Source organism: Tessaracoccus pujii (genome assembly GCF_054483895.1).
The window spans coordinates 1838961-1854287 of the sequence record NZ_CM137012.1 but is presented as its reverse complement, the minus strand read 5'-3'; the positions used below and the strand labels follow the sequence as shown (position 1 = coordinate 1854287).

Here is a 15327-nt window from a genome sequence, read left to right as displayed (position 1 = left end):
CCCGTCCGGGGGCGGACAGTGAGCCCCAGGTGGCCTCCCGACCGTGGACGGGGATCGGCTCGGTAGGCTGGGGAGGTGCTCTCCTTCCTCCGCGGTGCCTACGGGCGCGCCTTGACCCCGTTGGCCCTTCTCCTGCTCCGGCTGGGGATCTCCCCGACGGCGGTCACCGTGGCCGGCACGGTGGGGGTCGCGGCCGCAGCGCTGTGGTTTCTTCCCAGGGGTGAACTGGTGACCGGGGTGGTCGTGCTGACCGTCTTCCTCCTGGCTGACGGCCTGGACGGCACCATGGCGAGGAAGGGCGGACGGGTGACGAGGTTCGGCGCGTTCCTGGACTCGACTCTGGACCGCCTGGCCGACGGCGCCGCGTTCGCCGGCCTGGCACTCTGGGCCGCGAGCCGCGACCAGGTCGTCCTGGGGCTGGCCCTGGCCTGCATGGTGCTGGGGTTCGCGGTGTCCTACGCGCGGGCCCGTGCCGAGGCCGAGGGCTGGGACGCCTCCGCCGGCCTGTTCGAACGGTCGGACCGGCTCGCCGTCGCAGCCGTCGGGACCCTCGCCGTCGGCCTGGGCGGGCCGACGCTCATTCTGACCGTCGCGCTCGCCGTGGTGGCCGTCGGCAGCGCCGTCACGGTGGGGCAGCGCATCCGCGCGGCCTGGAAAGGGTCCCTCACGCGGGTGTGACGGCCCCCCCGACGAGCCGTATACGCACCGTCGGACCCTCCACCCGCTCGGGAGAGGCCACCGTGGCCCGCTGCCCGTCCGGCAGGCGCACGCCGATCTCCACGTGGTCGACGGTGTAGCCCTGGTCCACGACGGCCACCTCCACGCCCGCGTCGTCGAGCACCAGCGAGCTCTGGCCCACGCCGAGGACCGCTCCCACGGGCAGGGCACCGTGCCAGCCCAGCGCCCTTGCCTGGTGCTCCGTGAGGAACGCTCTGCTTCCCAGGAATGCGGCCACCTGCTTCGAGGCCGGCGCACGCCGCAGGGCCTCGGGATCGTCCATCTGCAGGAGGGCGCCGTCGTGCAGGACCGCCACCGAATCGGCGATGGTGTAGGCCTCCTGGTGGTCATGGGTGACGTAGACCGCCGTGGTGTGGGTCTCGCGCAGGATCCTGGCCAGGTCGTCGGCGAGGCGACGGCGCAGGCCGGTGTCGAGTGCGGAGAGTGGCTCGTCGAGCAGGAGGGCCCGGGGCGAGGGGGCCAGGGAGCGCGCCAATGCCACGCGCTGCGCCTGTCCGCCCGAGAGCTCTGTGGTTCGCCGCTGCTCGTAGCCCGGCAACCCGACGAGCTCGAGCATCTCCGCCACCCTGGCGCGCTGGCCCTCGCGGCTCAGCCTGCCCAGCCCGTAGGCGATGTTCCTGCCCACCGTCATGGTCGGGAAGAGCTGCGCGTCCTGGAAGACGAGGCCGAAGTTGCGTTGGTGGACCTTGACGCCGGCGAGGTCCACGCCGTCCCAGGCGATGGACCCGGCAACCAGCGGCTCAAGGCCCGCGATGGCGCGCAGCAGCGTGGACTTGCCGGAGCCGGAGGGCCCGAGAAGGCCCACGACGCTGCCCCGCGGCACGGCCAACGAGACCTGATCGACGGCGGTGGTGCGGCCGTAACGCACGACAGCGTCGTGCACGGTCAGACCGGCTACCACGTGGCTACCTCCTTCGGGCGCGCGCGTTCAGCGACGGCCATGGTGACTCCGGCCAATCCTGCCAGGATGACGGACGCGGCCAGGGCGAGGCCGTAGTTCTCGGCGCCGGGGCGACCGAACGCACGGAAGATCAGCACGGGCAAAGTGGGGTTGTCCGGCCGTGCGAGGAACGACGTGGCGCCGAACTCGCCGAGCGACGTCGCGAAGGCGAATCCCGCGGCCAGTCCCACGCCGCGCGCCAGGTGGGGGAGCTCGATGCGCCGCAGGACCTGGCCGGGGGTGGATCCGAGTGTGGCGGCGGCCTCCAGCTGTCGGGGGTCGATGGCACGCAGCGTGGGCAGCAGCGTCCGGACCACCAGCGGGAGCGCGACCACCGCCTGCGCGATGGGGATCAGCACGATGCTGGAGCGCAGATCCAGCGGCGGCCGGTTCAGGGTGATGAGGTAGCCGAAGCCGACGGTGACCGCCGAGACGCCCAGCGGGAGCAGGAACAGGCCCTCGAGCACGGCGAGGGCCTGCCTGCCGCGTCGGCGCCGCGGCCGCCGCGACGCGACCAGCGCCACCAGGACGCCCAGCGTGAGGGCCACGGCGGTGGCGGCCAGAGCGGTCACCAGCGTCGTGCGGAGCGCCTCCCAGACGGTCGCCCCGAGGCTGTCGGCGGTGGCCAGGCGGAGGTAGTTGGCGAGGCCGAACTCCCCCTGGACGGTCAGGGAGCGCCAGAGGAGGTTGGCCAGGGGCAGCGCCAGCAGCCCGACGACGACCGCGACGGTCGCTGCGATCGCGGGCCAGTCGCGGACCAGGGAGAGGGGCCGCGCCCCTGCACTCTCGGGATGCAGGCGCAGCGCGCGGGTCATCCGCGCCTGGGCGTGGCCACTGACCCACAGGGTGGCGGTGACGATCACCAGTTGGGCGACGGACAGCGCCGCCGCGGCCGGCAGATCCAGAAGCTGCGTGGTGAGGAACCAGATCTCGGTCTCGACGGTCTGGAACCGCGTCTCGCCCAGCACCATCACGATGCCGTAGGACGAGGCGCTGAAGAGGAACACCAGGGAGGCTGACGACAGGAGCGCCGGCGCCAGCGTCGGGATGGTCACCGTCGCGAGGACACGCGCCGGGGAGGCCCCCAGGGTCGCGGCGGCCTGACCCAGCCGAGGGTCCAGACGCGCCCAGAAGGTGCCGACGGCGCGCACCACCACCGAATAGTTGAAGAACACCATCGCGGCGAGAATGGCGGCCACCGAGCCTCCCAGGCCGAGCCATCCGAGGAGGCCGTCCTCGCGCAGCAGGGAGCCGAACGCCACACCCGCCACCACCGTCGGCAGCACGAACGGAACCGCCACCAGCGCGCGCAGGGTGTCGCGGCCGCGGAAGCTGCACCGGTACAGCACGTACGCGCCCGGGAGACCCAGCGCAAGGCAGGCCGCCGTCGTGGCGAGGGCCGAGCCCAGGGTGAACCGGACGGCCCGCCAGGTGCGGGGGGAGTTGTAGACCGCGGTGAACCCGTCCAGCGTCCAGGCGGCACCGTCGTGGAAGCCGCGCGCGATGAGAGCGGCCGCCGGCCAGGCGAAGAACACCGCGAGGAAGGCGGCGGGGATCGCCGCGGCGACCACCCACCCGCCCCGCCACAGTGCCCGGGTCAACTGGTGGCGTCGGTCCACGCCCGGATCCACTCGTCGCGGGAGGCGCCGATCTCCTCCTGCGGCACCTCGATGGGCGCGTCGGGCAGCGCGGCGAACCTCTCCCACTGCTCAGGAAGGGGGGTCCCGGGGACGACGGGGAACATGTAGAGGTTCTCCGGGATGGCCGCCTGGACCTCAGGCGTGAGCATGAAGTCGATGAACTTCCGGGCCCCCACCTCGTTCTCGGCGCCCGCGATCACGCCCGCGTACTCGACCTGCCGGAAACAGGTCTCCAAGAGGGCCACGGTCGTGGACTCGTCGCCGGAGACGGTGAAGGCCGGCGAGGTCGCGTAGGACAGGACGAGCGGCCGGGGGCCCTTGCCGTCGGCGCCGGAGAAGTCGGTGTAGTAGGCGTCCGTCCAGCCCGAGGCGATCTTGGTGCCGTTGTCCATCAGCGAGCGCCAGTACTCCAGGTAGCCCTCGCCCTTGGCGCCGACGGTGGCGATGAGGAACGCCAACCCCGGCGACGACGACGCCGGGTTGGTGACCACCAGGAGGTCCTTGTACTCGGGCTCAGCCAGGTCGTCGAGGGTGACCGGCACGGGCAGGGCGTGGTCCTCGAACCAGGCCTTGTCCGCGTTGATGCAGACGTCGCCGTAGTCGACGGGGGTGAGATCCGGGGCCTGGAACTCCTCGGGCACCGTGGCCGCGGCCGGCGAGGTGTACGGCGCCAGGACGCCTTCGTCCGAGGCACGGGACGCGAAGGTGTTGTCGATACCGAACACCACGTCGCCGAGCGGGGAGTCCTTGGTGAGGATCAGCTGGTTGACCAGCGCGCCCGCGTCCCCCGGCGTCGTATAGGTCACGTCGTAGCCCGTCTGCTCGGCGAACGAGGCCTTCAGCTCGTCCGGCAGCGTGAACGCGTCGTGGGTGAAGACGGTGAGGGTGCTGGTCTCTGTGGGCCCGGCTGCCGAGGACGGGCCGGTGGTCGTCGTGGACTGCGGCGAGCCCGCGCAGGCGACGAGGGCGAGCGCCGCGACCGAGGCGGCAAGGGTCCTGGTGGTGGACGTCCTGGACATACGTGTCTCCTTTCGGAGGCTCGGCGAGGCCGAGGAGATTCTCACTCCCTACGCCGGTGCTAACCGGATCAGGTTGAGGGTCTGCGGCTTCCCGCACTCTCAGCGCCCCAGTGGCGCTCCCCTGTGTGTGCGCCCAGGCTATACCGTCGCGACGCCGGCGGAAGACGGGTCCGCGTCAGGTGATCTCTGCGATCCGCAGCATCGCGTCGCGAATCTGGCGCGCGCGGAGCTGTCCGATGCCCTCCACCTCGAGCAGGGAGCTCACCGGGGCCCCGGACAGCTCCTGGAGGGTGAACCGGTCCACGAGCTTGGCCACCAGAGGCGACGGCAGGCGGCCGACCATGGTGAGGAGCCTGACGCCGCGGGTGGTCAGCAGCTGTTCCATGGGCGGGTTCGAGCCGAAACCGAGGCGCTGGGCCACCAGCTGGCCGCTGAACAGTTCCTCGGTGGAGAAATTGTGCAGGCGCGCCAGGTCGAACTCCGCCGGCTCGTCGAGGTTGTGCGCGTAGTCCTCTGTCAGGAGCCCCGCGACACCGTCGAAACTCGTGGCGAGTTCAGCGTGCTGCATGGCCACCATGCGTCCCTCGACGCCGAGGACGTCGGCGTGGAACTGCATCTCGGAGGACAACCTGCGCGTGAGCTCCAGGCGGTGCACCACGTGAGTGAGGTCCCGTAGCGTCACCTGCTCGCCGATCTCGAGGGCGGTGAACTGATCCATCAGGTCACCCAGCCGCGTGACCACCCGTGCCAGGGTGGCCAGGGTCTGGTTGGCCCGGCTGATCACCTGGGGGGCGGTCTCGACGACGTGGCGCCGGCCCTCGAGGAAGAGCGAGACGGTGGACATGGAGGCCGACACCGTCACCACGGGCACACCGGAGGCCTGGGCCGTCCGGTCGGCCGAGCGGTGGCGGGTTCCGGTCTCCGCGGTGGGGAGGTCACCGGCCGGCACCAGGTGCACGCCGGCCGCGATGATGGTGGAGAGATCCGTCGACAGGATGATGGCACCGTCCAGCTTGGCGAGCTCGCGCAGTGCCTGCTCGGTGCACTCGACCCCGATCTGGAAGCCTCCCGAGCACACCTGGTGCACCTTCGCGTTGTTGCCCAGCACGATCAGGGCGCCGGTTCCCCCGAGCAGAATCCGGTCCAGGCCCGCGCGGAGCGGGGTGCCGGGCGCGAGCAGTTTCAGATAGCGACGGACCGTGGACTTGGGCAACGCACCTCCCCGTGGTGATCCGCCCAGTGTAGGGGCCGCTAGGAGCGTCCGGGGTCGTCCGAGAGCCGGGCCTTTCGGTCCGTGCGCTTGACGTTGCGGCGGACAGGGCGGTCGTGCCAGAGGATGGTGGCCACCATCACCAGGCCGCCGACGGCCGCGAGCAGGAAGAAGACGGTGCCCAGCGCCGGATAGCCCAGGAGGCGGGGACCGACGTCGGCGAACATCAGCAGGGCCGCCGCGATGGTGATGGCCGCGAGGATCAGGGCGGTCGACAGGCGGTTGGCCACCTGCTGCAGCACCATCAGCATCCGGCTCTCATCGAACGCGTCGATCTTGAACGCCAGTTCGCCCTCGGTGAGCGCGTCCATGAGGCGGTTGGCGCGTCTGGGCAGGCGCTCCAGAAACTCCTTGCCCTCGATGGTGCCCAGCAGGGTCTGCCCGGCGCCGGGCTTCAGGCCCGCGGTGAGGATGGTGGGCAGGTTGGCCCGGATGGCCTCGATGGGTGTGAACTTCGGGTCCAGGTGCTGGGTGGCCTGGTCGAGGTTGAGCAGCGCCTTGGCCACGAGCGTCATCTCCGCCGGCGGGCGCAGGCCGTGCACGCCGGAGACCCGCGCCAGCTGCATCAGCACACTGCCGGCCTGCAGGTCCGCGCCCATGGAGAGGGTGGAGGAGACCAGGTGCGACACGTCGTCGCGGAAGGCGGCCGCGTCGTAGTCCGCCGTGGGGTGGCCCATGTCGGCCAGGATGGTCGCGGCCCCCTCGCCGTCGCCGTCGCCGATCGACACCAGCAGCTTCACCATGGCGCTACGCAGCCGGCCGGGCAGCCGCACCACCATGCCGACGTCCAGGATGGCGATTCTGTGTTCGGGGGTGAGGAACAGGTTGCCGGGATGGGGGTCGGCGTGCAGGATGCCGTCGATCAGCATGGCGCTGAGCATGAAGCGGAACAAGGCTGCGGCCAGGCGGGCGCCGTCCACGTCCAGCATGGCCAGTGGTCCCACGTCGGTGATCTTCTTGCCGGGCATGAACTCCAGCGTCAGCACGTCGTCGGCGGAGTAGTCCGGGACATAGCCGGGCACCACCAGGTCCGGCTCGTCCTGCACGAGGCGGCGGAACAGGTCGAGGTTGGCCGCCTCCTTGCGGTAGTCGAGCTCGTCGGCCATGGAGCGCCGGAACTGCGCCAGCATCCGGGCCGCGCCTAGCCTGGGCCCGATGGCCGTGTTGGCGTCGGCGAAGTCAGCGAGTTCGGCCAGCGACGCCAGATCCCTGCGAACGCGCTCCCGCACGCCCGGGCGCAGGACCTTCACCACCACCTCACGGCCGGTCCGGGTGACCGCGCGATGGGCCTGGGCCAGGGACGCCGATGCCAGCGGCACGTCGTCGAACTCGGTGAAGAGCGTCGAGATGGGGGCACCGATCGAGCTCTCGATCCGCTCCCGGACCTCCTCGACGGGAACCGGCGACACGTCGTCCTGGAGCCGCGACAGCGCGTCGGTGTAGACGGCAGGGAGCAGGTCCTGGCGCGTGGAAAGCAGCTGGCCGAACTTGATGAAGGTGGGTCCCAACTTCTCCAGCGCGGCCGTGAAGCTCTCCGCGTCCTCACGCTCGGCGTCGTCGGCGGGTTCCCCCGGCAGCGGTGAGGCATCCGTGTTGAACGCCTTGAGGTGCCGGATGAGCAGTCCGCCGAGCTGGGTCATCATGGCAACGTCTGGCATGTCTCTCCTGTGGTCGCACGCACTGGTCCTGCCCCCACGCAAGTGCAGCCAGGGCGTGTTCGCTGAGGGACGACGGCCGGGGTCAGCGCCTGGCTTGACCTTGACGCGGCGTCAAGGTTTACCGTCGAGCGCATGACCGAACTGCAGAGCATCATCTCGTCCCTCGCCGACCACGACGGCACCGTGCGCCGGCATGCGGCGCTCACCCTCGGCGCGACGAAGGATCCCTCCGCCGCCCCCGCCCTCGTGGAGCGGATGCGCGTCGAGCCGGATCCGCGCGTCCGCGAGGACCTCACCTGGGCACTTGTCCAGCACGCCGCGGAGGTGGAGCCGGACCTTCTCGACATGCTGATCAGCGACGAGCCCGCGCAGCGGCGCACCGCCGCCCACGTATTCAGCAAGATCGGCGACCCCAGGCACTTCGAGCACCTGCGCCCCCTGGTGGACGACGAGCACCCCGACGTGGCGATCAAGGCCTACCGGGCCGTCGCCAACACGAGGCGCCCCGAAGCCGCGGAGGCGTTGACGCAGCGCCTGGGCCACGGGGCGGCGCTGCAGCGCGACGCGCTCACCACGGCGCTGCACCGTCTCGGCGAGGCCGCGGTCCCGGCGCTCACCTCGGCACTGGGCGATCCCGACGCCGAGGTGCGCGCCCATGCGGCCGAGGCGCTGGGCCACCTTGGAGGCCCCGACGCCGATCCCGCCGCGGCCGCTCTTGAGGCTGCCGCCCTCGACACGGACGCCGACGTGCGGCTGGCTGCGGTCTCCGCGCTGGGGCAGCTGACCGGGGCCGCGGACGGCGCCCTCGAGCGCCTCGCCGGCGGGGAGGATGCCCTGATCGCTCAGGTGGCCAGGCGCTTCCGCTCCGATCGGGACGCGGCGGCCGGGGCGACCGCCTGACGGTCCGCCACCAGACGGCGGGCCAGGAGCCGCGCGCGGTCGTCGGGCGAGTCGATCTCACCCTCGACGGCGCGCGCGGCACCCTCGTCGTCCAGCTGCCCGAGCGCCAACAGGGCCGCGAAACGTACCTCGGGCTGCGTATCGGAGAGCAGAGCCGTGAGCGCGGCGACGGTGGTGGGCTCCCGCGACAACCCCAGCGCCTCCGCCGCGAGCGCCCGGACCGCCGGCTGGGGGTCCGACAGCGCCGCGACGAGCGGCTCCACCGCCCCGTCCAGCGCCGCCAGCGCCGCCGCCACCTCGTCGCGCACACCAGGCCGCTGGTCGCCGAGCGCGGCGACCAGCGCGGCCACGGCACCCGGCCCGCCCACCTGACCCAGGCTGAAGGCGGCCTTGGCGGCCACATCGGCCTCGTCGTCGCGTAGCAGCTCTCCGAGCAGCGGCACCGCGGACGGGTCGCGCAGCTTGCCCAGCACGTGCGCCAACGCGTGGCGGGCCCGCGCGTCGCCTGAGGCAAGCGCGTCGCCGAGCCTGGCCGCGGCCCCGGCGGGGCGTTGGGTGATGGCCCAGGTGGCCGCCTCCCGGACCCCCGGCTCCGGGTCGCTGCGCAGCACCTCGACGAGGTCCTCGAACGGCGCGGACGCGTGCCCGGTGAGCGCCGCGCGGAGCCGTACCTCGGCATGCGGATGGCGCAGCCGCTCGCTCAGCGCGATGGCGTCCAGCACGTCGTCCCATCCCGCCTCCGCGGCGGACTGGAGCGCCCGGAGCCTCCCGAGCAGATCCTGCTCCGCGGCGATCCGTCGCTCCACGGCGGCGGCGTGCTGCCCCAGCATGGCGGGCGCGTCCACGGCCGGGTCATCCAGCGCGCTGCGCACCTCCCCCAGGGACAGACCCAGCGACTTGAGGTGCTGGATGGCGAGGAGCCGCACAAGATCCTCGTGGGAATAGAGCCGGTAGTCCGCCGACGAGCGACCGCTCGGCACCAGGAGGCCCAGCTCGTCGTAGTGGCGCAACGTGCGCTGCGACAGGCCCGTGCGGCGGGCCACCTCACCGATCCGCAACGCCCCCACCGCCCTACTCCTTGGCCCCGCGACGGAGGTCCAGCACGCCCAGAGCGTCCGCCAACGTGGTCACCTCCACCACCTTCAGGCTTCCAAGGCGGGGCACCTTCACGGTCACGTCCCGCGACCCGGTGGGCACGATGGCCAGTTCGAACCCCAGCCGGGCCGCCTCCGCGAGGCGACGCTCAACCCCCGGGACGCGGCGGAGGTCTCCGGCGAGCCCCACCTCTCCCAGCGCCAGGAACCGGCGGGGGTGCTGCCGGTCCACGGCGGCCGATGCGATCGCGATGGCCGTGGCGAGGTCCACCGACGGGTCCGTGACCCTGGCCCCGCCCACCGTCGAGACGTACACGTCGTGCTGTGACAGCGGCAGCCGTGCCTTCCGCTCGAGGACGGCCAGCACCATCGCGATCCTCGAGGCGTCCAGCCCGTGTGTGGTCCGGCGGGGCGAGGACTGGTACGGGGAGGGCGCCACCAGCGCCTGGATCTCCGCCAGCAGCGGGCGCCTGCCCTCCAGCGTGACGGTCACGCAGGTCCCCGGCGTGGGCTCGGCATGCGTGGTGGTGAACAGCCCTGAGGGGTCCGGCACCTCCACGATCCCCGTCTCGCTCATCTCGAAGCATCCCACCTCGTCCGCGGGGCCGAAGCGGTTCTTCGTGGCGCGCACCATGCGAAAACCGGAGTGCCGGTCCCCCTCGAACGTGAGCACCACGTCGACGAGGTGCTCCAGCGTGCGGGGCCCCGCGATGGAGCCGTCCTTGGTGACGTGCCCGACGATGATCACCGCCATGTCCTCGCGCTTGGCCACCTTGGCGAGCGCCCCCGTCACCTCCCGGACCTGCGCCGGCCCGCCGGGCGCGCCCTCGGCCTCCGCGGTGGCGATGGTCTGCACCGAGTCCAGCACGAGCAGCGAGGGGCGCACGGTCTCGATGTGGCCGAGCACCGTCCCCAGGTCGTTCTCCGAGGCCAGGTAGAGCGACTCGGCCACGGCGCCGGTGCGCTCGGCCCGCAGCCGCACCTGCGACGCGGATTCCTCTCCGGAGATGTAGAGCGTGGTCTGGCCCGAACGGGCCCACTTCGCTGCGACGTCCAGCAGCAGGGTGGACTTTCCGACGCCAGGCTCACCGGCCAGGAGGACGACGGCGCCCGGCACGAGCCCGGCGCCCAGGACGCGGTCCAGCTCCGCGATGGTGGTGAGCCGGCGCTGCGCGGTGTCCGTGGGGACCTGGGTGATGGGGACTGCTGCGTCCACGGGAACCGAGGAGGACACCTGCCTGAGTTTCGGGGCGCCGCGCTCGGCGACGGTGCCCCAGGCCTGACACTCGCCGCACCTGCCCACCCACCGCACCGTCGTCCAGCCGCACTCGGTGCAGTGGTAGATGTCTTGTTTCTTCGCCACACGAATGAGCTTAGGTGCGCCCACCGACAAAGCCGCAGCCGAGCGAGCGGCAGAAGGTGGTCGCGGTGCTGAGAGCTGCCCACCTGTGGGGAGCCGGGCCTGCGGTTGCGCCTGCAGCAGGGGTCTCAGATGGTGACGGTGCCCTTCGGCGTCTCAAAGGTCACGTTGGAGATGCCGGGTGTGCCGTGGGGGGCCACGAGATCGAGGCGGATGCCGTCGAGCTCGTCCGCCACCGGCATGGCCAGCCACTCTGACAGGCGGTCCGCCGAGCCGGAGATCTGCATCGACGTGAGGCGGACCTCGCCGCGCAGGGCGGCCGGGCGCAACGAGTCGTCGCTCTTCCACTCCAGGAAGTAGGGCAGTTGCGGGTCCGCGATCAGCCCTCTGATGCCGATCTGGACCCATTCAAGCCGACGGCCGTCGGGGAAGTGACGCAGGCCGGTGACGGCCGAACGCTCCAGCCGCTGCTCGAACGGGGCGATGTCGGGCACGCTGACCACCCATCCCATCCAGCCGCCGCCCATCTCGGAGCGGGCGCGGACGGCCTGCCCGAAGGCGGCCTTCTCGGCTGCCGGGTGATCGAGCACCTCGACCACCTCGATGTAGCGGGCGTCCGCGAGCGGGATGATGTGGTTGCGGGTGCCGAACCTTGGATGGAAGCCACCGTCCTTGTAGTCGGTGCCCAGCGCATCAGCGAGCCGTGATGCCTCAGCCTTGAGGCCGTCGGGGCCGGTCGCAAAGATCAGATGGTCGACGTGCATGGCCCCATTCTTGCCCTGAGCAGCGCTAAACAACTAATCGGCCCTCGCCGGTCCTCCCTCATCGCTAGTAGGGTGGCGATGTGTCCACGTCGAAGGTTCTTCTGTCGACCACGTCGGTGTTCCCGGAGGCCTCGGCCAGCGCGTTCGAGCTGGCCGCCTCCCTGGGGTACGACGGCATCGAGCTGATGGTCGGTGTCGACGCGCTCTCCACGGACATCGACGCCATCGAGAAGCTCGCCTCCTATCACGGTGTGCCCGTGCTCTCGGTGCACGCACCCACGCTGCTCGTCACGCAGAGCACCTGGGGCTCCGAGCCGTGGGACAAGCTGCGGCGATCAGGCGAGGCCGTGCAGCGGTTCGGGGGCGACACCGTCGTGGTACATCCCCCATTCCGCTGGCAGCGCGAGTACGGGGCGGGCTTCGTGGCCGGCATCAAGCGGCTCAACGCGGAGATGGACGTGCAGTTCGCCGTCGAGAACATGTATCCCTGGCGCACGCCCGCCGGTCACTTCCAGGCGTACCTGCCCGGCTGGGACCCCACTCCGTACGACTACGACCACCTCACGCTGGACCTCAGCCACGCGTCCACGTCCCAGCGGCAGTCGCTGGATCTGGTGCGCGCCTGGGGGGACAGGCTGGCGCACGTCCACCTGACCGACGGTCGCGGCTCCCTCAAGGATGAACACCTCATGCCCGGCGAGGGGGACCAGGCGGCCTGGACGGTGGTCGAGGAGATCGCCGCCTCAGGGTTCGAGGGGCACATGGTGCTGGAGGTCTCCTCCAGGAGGGCGCGGTCGCGGCATGAGCGGGAGGAACTGCTGGGCGAATCGCTGGCCTCCATCCGGTCCGTGCTGGCCAAGGGCACGGCGAGGAGGGTGGATGTCGCGTCTTAACAGCGCGGTCCGCGGGGTGATCAGGTCGCGGCGGGTGCAGACCTCGGCGCTGGCCTCGGGCGCGGCGGAGGAGTTCGCCAAGGCCTACGTGGCGGGAGAGACCATCGACGACGCGGTGGCCGTGACGCGCACGCTGGTGCGACAGGGGTTGCTCGTGTCGTTGGCCTACCTGCCCAGCTCGGACAGCGAGGCGGAGACCCCCGCGATGTTGTGCCGCGCGCTGGAGGCGCTTGGTGCCGACGCGGCCGGCGTGGACATCTCGGTCAAGCCTTCGTCGCTGGGGCTCAGGGACAGCCCCTCCAGTGCCAGGGACCGGCTCGGTGAACTCTGCCGCGTGAGCAATGCGGCCGGCGCCGTCGTGACGCTGGAGATGCAGGGCACCGAGGAGTACGACGAGACCCTCGCGCTCTGGCAGCAGGCCCGGGACGAGTGCGACACCATCGGGCTGACCCTCCCGATGGACATCCGGCGCGCCGAACGCGACGCCTCGAGGGTCGCGGCGGAGGGCGCCCGGGTGCGGCTCTGCGTCGGCTCCTATCCGGTGCCCAGAAGCGCCGGCTACCGCGATGAGCAGGAGAAGTCCCTGGCGCTCGTGCGCGGCGTGCGCCGCGTCATGGAGGACGGCGGCTACGCGATGGTCGCCTCGCACGACCCCACGATCATCGCCATCGCGCAGGATCTCGCGCGGCGTAACGCCGTCGGCCGTGACGGCTTCGAGTTCCAGATGTTCTACGGCGTGCGCCCGTTGGAGCAGCGCCGGCTGACGGACATCGGCTACCGCTCCCGCACCTATGTGCCGTTCGGCCCCGCATGGTTCGAGTACCTGACCACGAGGATCGCCGCGCGCCCGCGCACGCTGTACAGCTACCTGCGGGCCATCTCGGACAAGCGATGACGGCGGCCCCGCTGGCGGTGTCATCGACGGTGGGCGGCGCCTCCCGGCGCCTGCTGCGCACCGAGATCGCCATCGTGCTGCTGTTGTCCTTGGGACAGTCGGCCATCTACGCCGTGTTGTCCATCATCGAGAAGCTCACCCGGCCGATCCCGCTCAATCAGCAGACCACGTCGATCAACACCAGCGCCACGCCTGACCGGCCGTGGCTGGACCTCGCCTACCAGGTGGCGTGGATGACGTTCCCGCTGATCCCCGTGGTGCTGGCGCTCTATCTCCTCGCCACGCAGCGCCGCCCGGCGGAGGGGCCGTGGCGCGTGATGGGCTTCGACCTGCGCAGGCCGGGCCACGATCTGTCCTGGGGTTTCGGCGTGTTCGCCATGATCGGGGTGGCGGGCCTCGCCTTCTACCTCTTCGCCGTGGAGATCGGCATCAACACGCAGGTCAGTACCGCCAACCTGGCCGCCAACTGGTGGACGGTGCCCGTCCTGCTGCTGCGCGCGGTGATGAACGGCGTGCTGGAGGAGGTGCTGATGATCGGCTATCTCTTCTCCCGGTGGGCGCAGACCGGCGGCCGGATGTGGGCCGTCGTCGTCGTCAGCGCGCTCATCCGCGGCGGCTATCACCTCTATCAGGGGTTCGGCGGATTCGTCGGCAACCTCGTCATGGGGCTGGCCTTCGGCTGGCTGTACATGAAGATCAAGCGCGTCATGCCGCTGGTGATCACCCACTCGCTGCTGGACATCGCGGCCTTCGTCGGGGCGCCCCTGCTGCCGGTGCTGCTGGCCTGGCTCGGGCGCTGATCCGGCTCAGGGGAGCACAGGCCCGACGGCCAGTCCCGCGCCGGCGGCGGCCAGGCTGAGCGCGAGCATCGCCACCGCGAGCCCCGCGGCCGCCACCGGCCGGCCGGCTCGCGCCAGCCGCACCAGTTCGACGCTCGCGGTGCTGAAGGTGGTGAACCCGCCGAGGAACCCGACCCCGGCGATGAGCTGCAGGGTGGGAGCGGCTCCGTCGGCGACCCGTCCGGTGACCAGTCCCAGGAGGAACGAGCCGAGCACGTTGATGATCAGGGTCGCGGCAGGGAGGGTTCGGCGGCTGCGGGAGGTGAGCGCGCCGTCGAGGGTGAATCGGGCAGCGGCCCCGAGGCCCCCGGCCAGGGCCACCCAGATCGGCGTCATATCGGCCTTGCTGCGCGGACGATCCGCCTGAGCGCTGTCATCGCCGCGAGGGCGGCGATGAAGCCGGCCAGAAGTGAGGCGGCGGCGTAGGTCGCGGCGAGTGCCACGTCGCCGGCCCGCCCCAGAGTCAGGGTCTCGAGCACGAAGGTGCTGTAGGTGGTGTAGCCGCCGAGCAGTCCCGTGCCCAGCGTCAGCTGCAGCACCCGGCGGCGGCCACCCTCGGCCCGCACCAGCGCCAAGGACTCCAGCAATGCGCCAAGGATCATGGCCCCGGTGACGTTGATCGCGAACGTGGCCCAGGGGAACTCGCCTGCCGAGGCGCCGAACGCGGACTCGATCGCGTGCCGCAGCGCGGTCCCGGCGGCGCCCCCCAGCGCGACGAGGCCGATCAGCGAGGGGCGCAGGTAAGCCGGCCCCGGAGTGGTGGTCACCGCCATTCCAGTGGCGTCTTCCAGTCGACCACAGAGGTGGGGACCGTGAGCACGGGCCGATGCTGATGGTGGACCAGGTGGGTGCCGACGGCGGCGTCGAGCAACCCGTGGAATCTCCCGCTACGCCCGGGCCGCCCCGTACCGACGACGATCACCGCGGCGTCGACGGCACGCGCCAGATGGGTCAGCGCCCGGTCCGGTCGCCCCGCCAGGTAGCGAAACTCCCACGACACGCCCGAGCCGGCCAGCGCCTCCTCGATCGCCGCGACGATCCTCGCCTGCCGCTGCCGCCACTCCTCGTCGTCGGACATGTCCGGGTCCATGTCGCTGTGCTCGACGTTGCCGTCGGGGAACTCGCGGTCGACGACGCGACCCGGGTCGGCGTAGGCGCAGAACAGGGCGCCCCCCTGTGCGCGGGCGAGTTCCGCCGCGGTCAGCAGGACGAGATCCGGCTGCTCCGGGGTGACGCCCACCACGACCGCGTGGCCCGCGAAGGGCGTGATGCGGGACGGATGGGGCTGGGGAACCTGCGGCATCATCGGACCTCTCT

The 15327-nt window shown here is 71.5% G+C and carries 16 protein-coding genes and 1 riboswitch; of the genes, 5 read left to right on the top strand and 11 right to left on the bottom strand.

Going from position 1 to position 15327, the window contains the following annotated elements:
- Positions 1-75 precede the first annotated feature (75 nt).
- Positions 76-678, top strand: coding sequence for a phosphatidylinositol phosphate synthase (pgsA, locus tag ACX1D0_RS09025; RefSeq protein ID WP_459017575.1), 603 nt, complete (start codon positions 76-78; stop codon positions 676-678).
- Here the strand turns inward: pgsA and ACX1D0_RS09020 are convergent.
- The 5 genes from ACX1D0_RS09020 to ACX1D0_RS09000 form a co-directional block, all read right to left on the bottom strand.
- Positions 665-1639, bottom strand: coding sequence for an ABC transporter ATP-binding protein (locus tag ACX1D0_RS09020; RefSeq protein WP_459017574.1), 975 nt, complete (start codon positions 1637-1639; stop codon positions 665-667). The genes pgsA and ACX1D0_RS09020 overlap by 14 nt on opposite strands.
- Entirely contained in the window at positions 1633-3297 is a 1665-nt protein-coding gene (locus ACX1D0_RS09015; RefSeq protein WP_459017573.1) for an ABC transporter permease, read from the bottom strand. The genes ACX1D0_RS09020 and ACX1D0_RS09015 overlap by 7 nt, the downstream gene beginning before the upstream one ends.
- Positions 3276-4337, bottom strand: coding sequence for a thiamine ABC transporter substrate-binding protein (locus tag ACX1D0_RS09010; protein WP_459017572.1), 1062 nt, complete (start codon positions 4335-4337; stop codon positions 3276-3278). The genes ACX1D0_RS09015 and ACX1D0_RS09010 overlap by 22 nt, the downstream gene beginning before the upstream one ends.
- A gap of 28 nt (positions 4338-4365) precedes the next feature.
- Positions 4366-4470, bottom strand: a riboswitch (TPP riboswitch).
- A gap of 42 nt (positions 4471-4512) precedes the next feature.
- Positions 4513-5550: a DNA integrity scanning diadenylate cyclase DisA gene (gene disA, locus ACX1D0_RS09005; protein ID WP_459017571.1), complete on the bottom strand. Its 1038-nt coding sequence runs from the start codon at positions 5548-5550 to the stop codon at positions 4513-4515.
- Between the two features lie 38 nt (positions 5551-5588).
- Entirely contained in the window at positions 5589-7265 is a 1677-nt protein-coding gene (locus ACX1D0_RS09000; RefSeq protein ID WP_459017570.1) for an ABC1 kinase family protein, read from the bottom strand.
- Between the two features lie 132 nt (positions 7266-7397).
- Between ACX1D0_RS09000 and ACX1D0_RS08995 the strand changes: the two genes are divergently transcribed.
- Positions 7398-8165, top strand: coding sequence for a HEAT repeat domain-containing protein (locus ACX1D0_RS08995; RefSeq protein WP_459017569.1), 768 nt, complete (start codon positions 7398-7400; stop codon positions 8163-8165).
- On the opposite strand, the gene ACX1D0_RS08990 is transcribed toward ACX1D0_RS08995, so the two are convergent.
- From ACX1D0_RS08990 to ACX1D0_RS08980, 3 genes are all read right to left on the bottom strand, one after another.
- The gene (locus tag ACX1D0_RS08990; protein WP_459017568.1) at positions 8108-9232 is read right to left on the bottom strand and encodes a HEAT repeat domain-containing protein; all 1125 of its coding nucleotides are present in this window, start codon (positions 9230-9232) and stop codon (positions 8108-8110) included. The genes ACX1D0_RS08995 and ACX1D0_RS08990 overlap by 58 nt on opposite strands.
- 4 nt (positions 9233-9236) lie before the next feature.
- Entirely contained in the window at positions 9237-10622 is a 1386-nt protein-coding gene (gene radA / locus ACX1D0_RS08985; protein WP_459017567.1) for a DNA repair protein RadA, read from the bottom strand.
- 125 nt (positions 10623-10747) lie between these two features.
- A complete protein-coding gene (locus ACX1D0_RS08980; protein WP_459017566.1) occupies positions 10748-11383 on the bottom strand; it encodes a VOC family protein in 636 nt (211 codons plus the stop codon).
- An 80-nt stretch (positions 11384-11463) separates the two neighbouring features.
- Here ACX1D0_RS08980 and ACX1D0_RS08975 point away from each other — a divergent pair, with 80 nt between their 5' ends.
- Genes ACX1D0_RS08975 through ACX1D0_RS08965 form a run of 3 tightly spaced genes read left to right on the top strand, consistent with a single transcriptional unit; the run spans position 11464 to position 13971 of the window.
- Entirely contained in the window at positions 11464-12276 is an 813-nt protein-coding gene (locus tag ACX1D0_RS08975) for a sugar phosphate isomerase/epimerase family protein (RefSeq protein ID WP_459017565.1), read from the top strand.
- Positions 12263-13171, top strand: a complete 909-nt coding sequence (locus ACX1D0_RS08970; protein WP_459017564.1) for a proline dehydrogenase family protein — start codon at positions 12263-12265, stop codon at positions 13169-13171. The genes ACX1D0_RS08975 and ACX1D0_RS08970 overlap by 14 nt, the downstream gene beginning before the upstream one ends.
- Positions 13168-13971 carry a CPBP family intramembrane glutamic endopeptidase gene (locus ACX1D0_RS08965; protein ID WP_459017563.1) on the top strand — a complete coding sequence of 268 codons (804 nt, stop codon included), beginning with the start codon at positions 13168-13170 and terminating at the stop codon, positions 13969-13971. The genes ACX1D0_RS08970 and ACX1D0_RS08965 overlap by 4 nt, the downstream gene beginning before the upstream one ends.
- 6 nt (positions 13972-13977) lie before the next feature.
- Here ACX1D0_RS08965 and ACX1D0_RS08960 read toward each other — a convergent pair whose 3' ends face one another.
- Genes ACX1D0_RS08960 through ACX1D0_RS08950 form a run of 3 tightly spaced genes read right to left on the bottom strand, consistent with a single transcriptional unit; the run spans position 13978 to position 15316 of the window.
- Positions 13978-14346 (bottom strand): fluoride efflux transporter FluC, encoded by a 369-nt coding sequence (locus ACX1D0_RS08960; RefSeq protein WP_459017562.1) that lies wholly within the window; start codon positions 14344-14346, stop codon positions 13978-13980.
- Complete coding sequence (locus ACX1D0_RS08955) at positions 14343-14777, bottom strand: FluC/FEX family fluoride channel (RefSeq protein ID WP_459017561.1); 435 nt, start codon at positions 14775-14777, stop codon at positions 14343-14345. The genes ACX1D0_RS08960 and ACX1D0_RS08955 overlap by 4 nt, the downstream gene beginning before the upstream one ends.
- Complete coding sequence (locus ACX1D0_RS08950) at positions 14774-15316, bottom strand: universal stress protein (RefSeq protein ID WP_459017560.1); 543 nt, start codon at positions 15314-15316, stop codon at positions 14774-14776. Before ACX1D0_RS08950 ends, ACX1D0_RS08955 begins: the two co-directional genes overlap by 4 nt.
- Positions 15317-15327 lie beyond the last annotated feature (11 nt).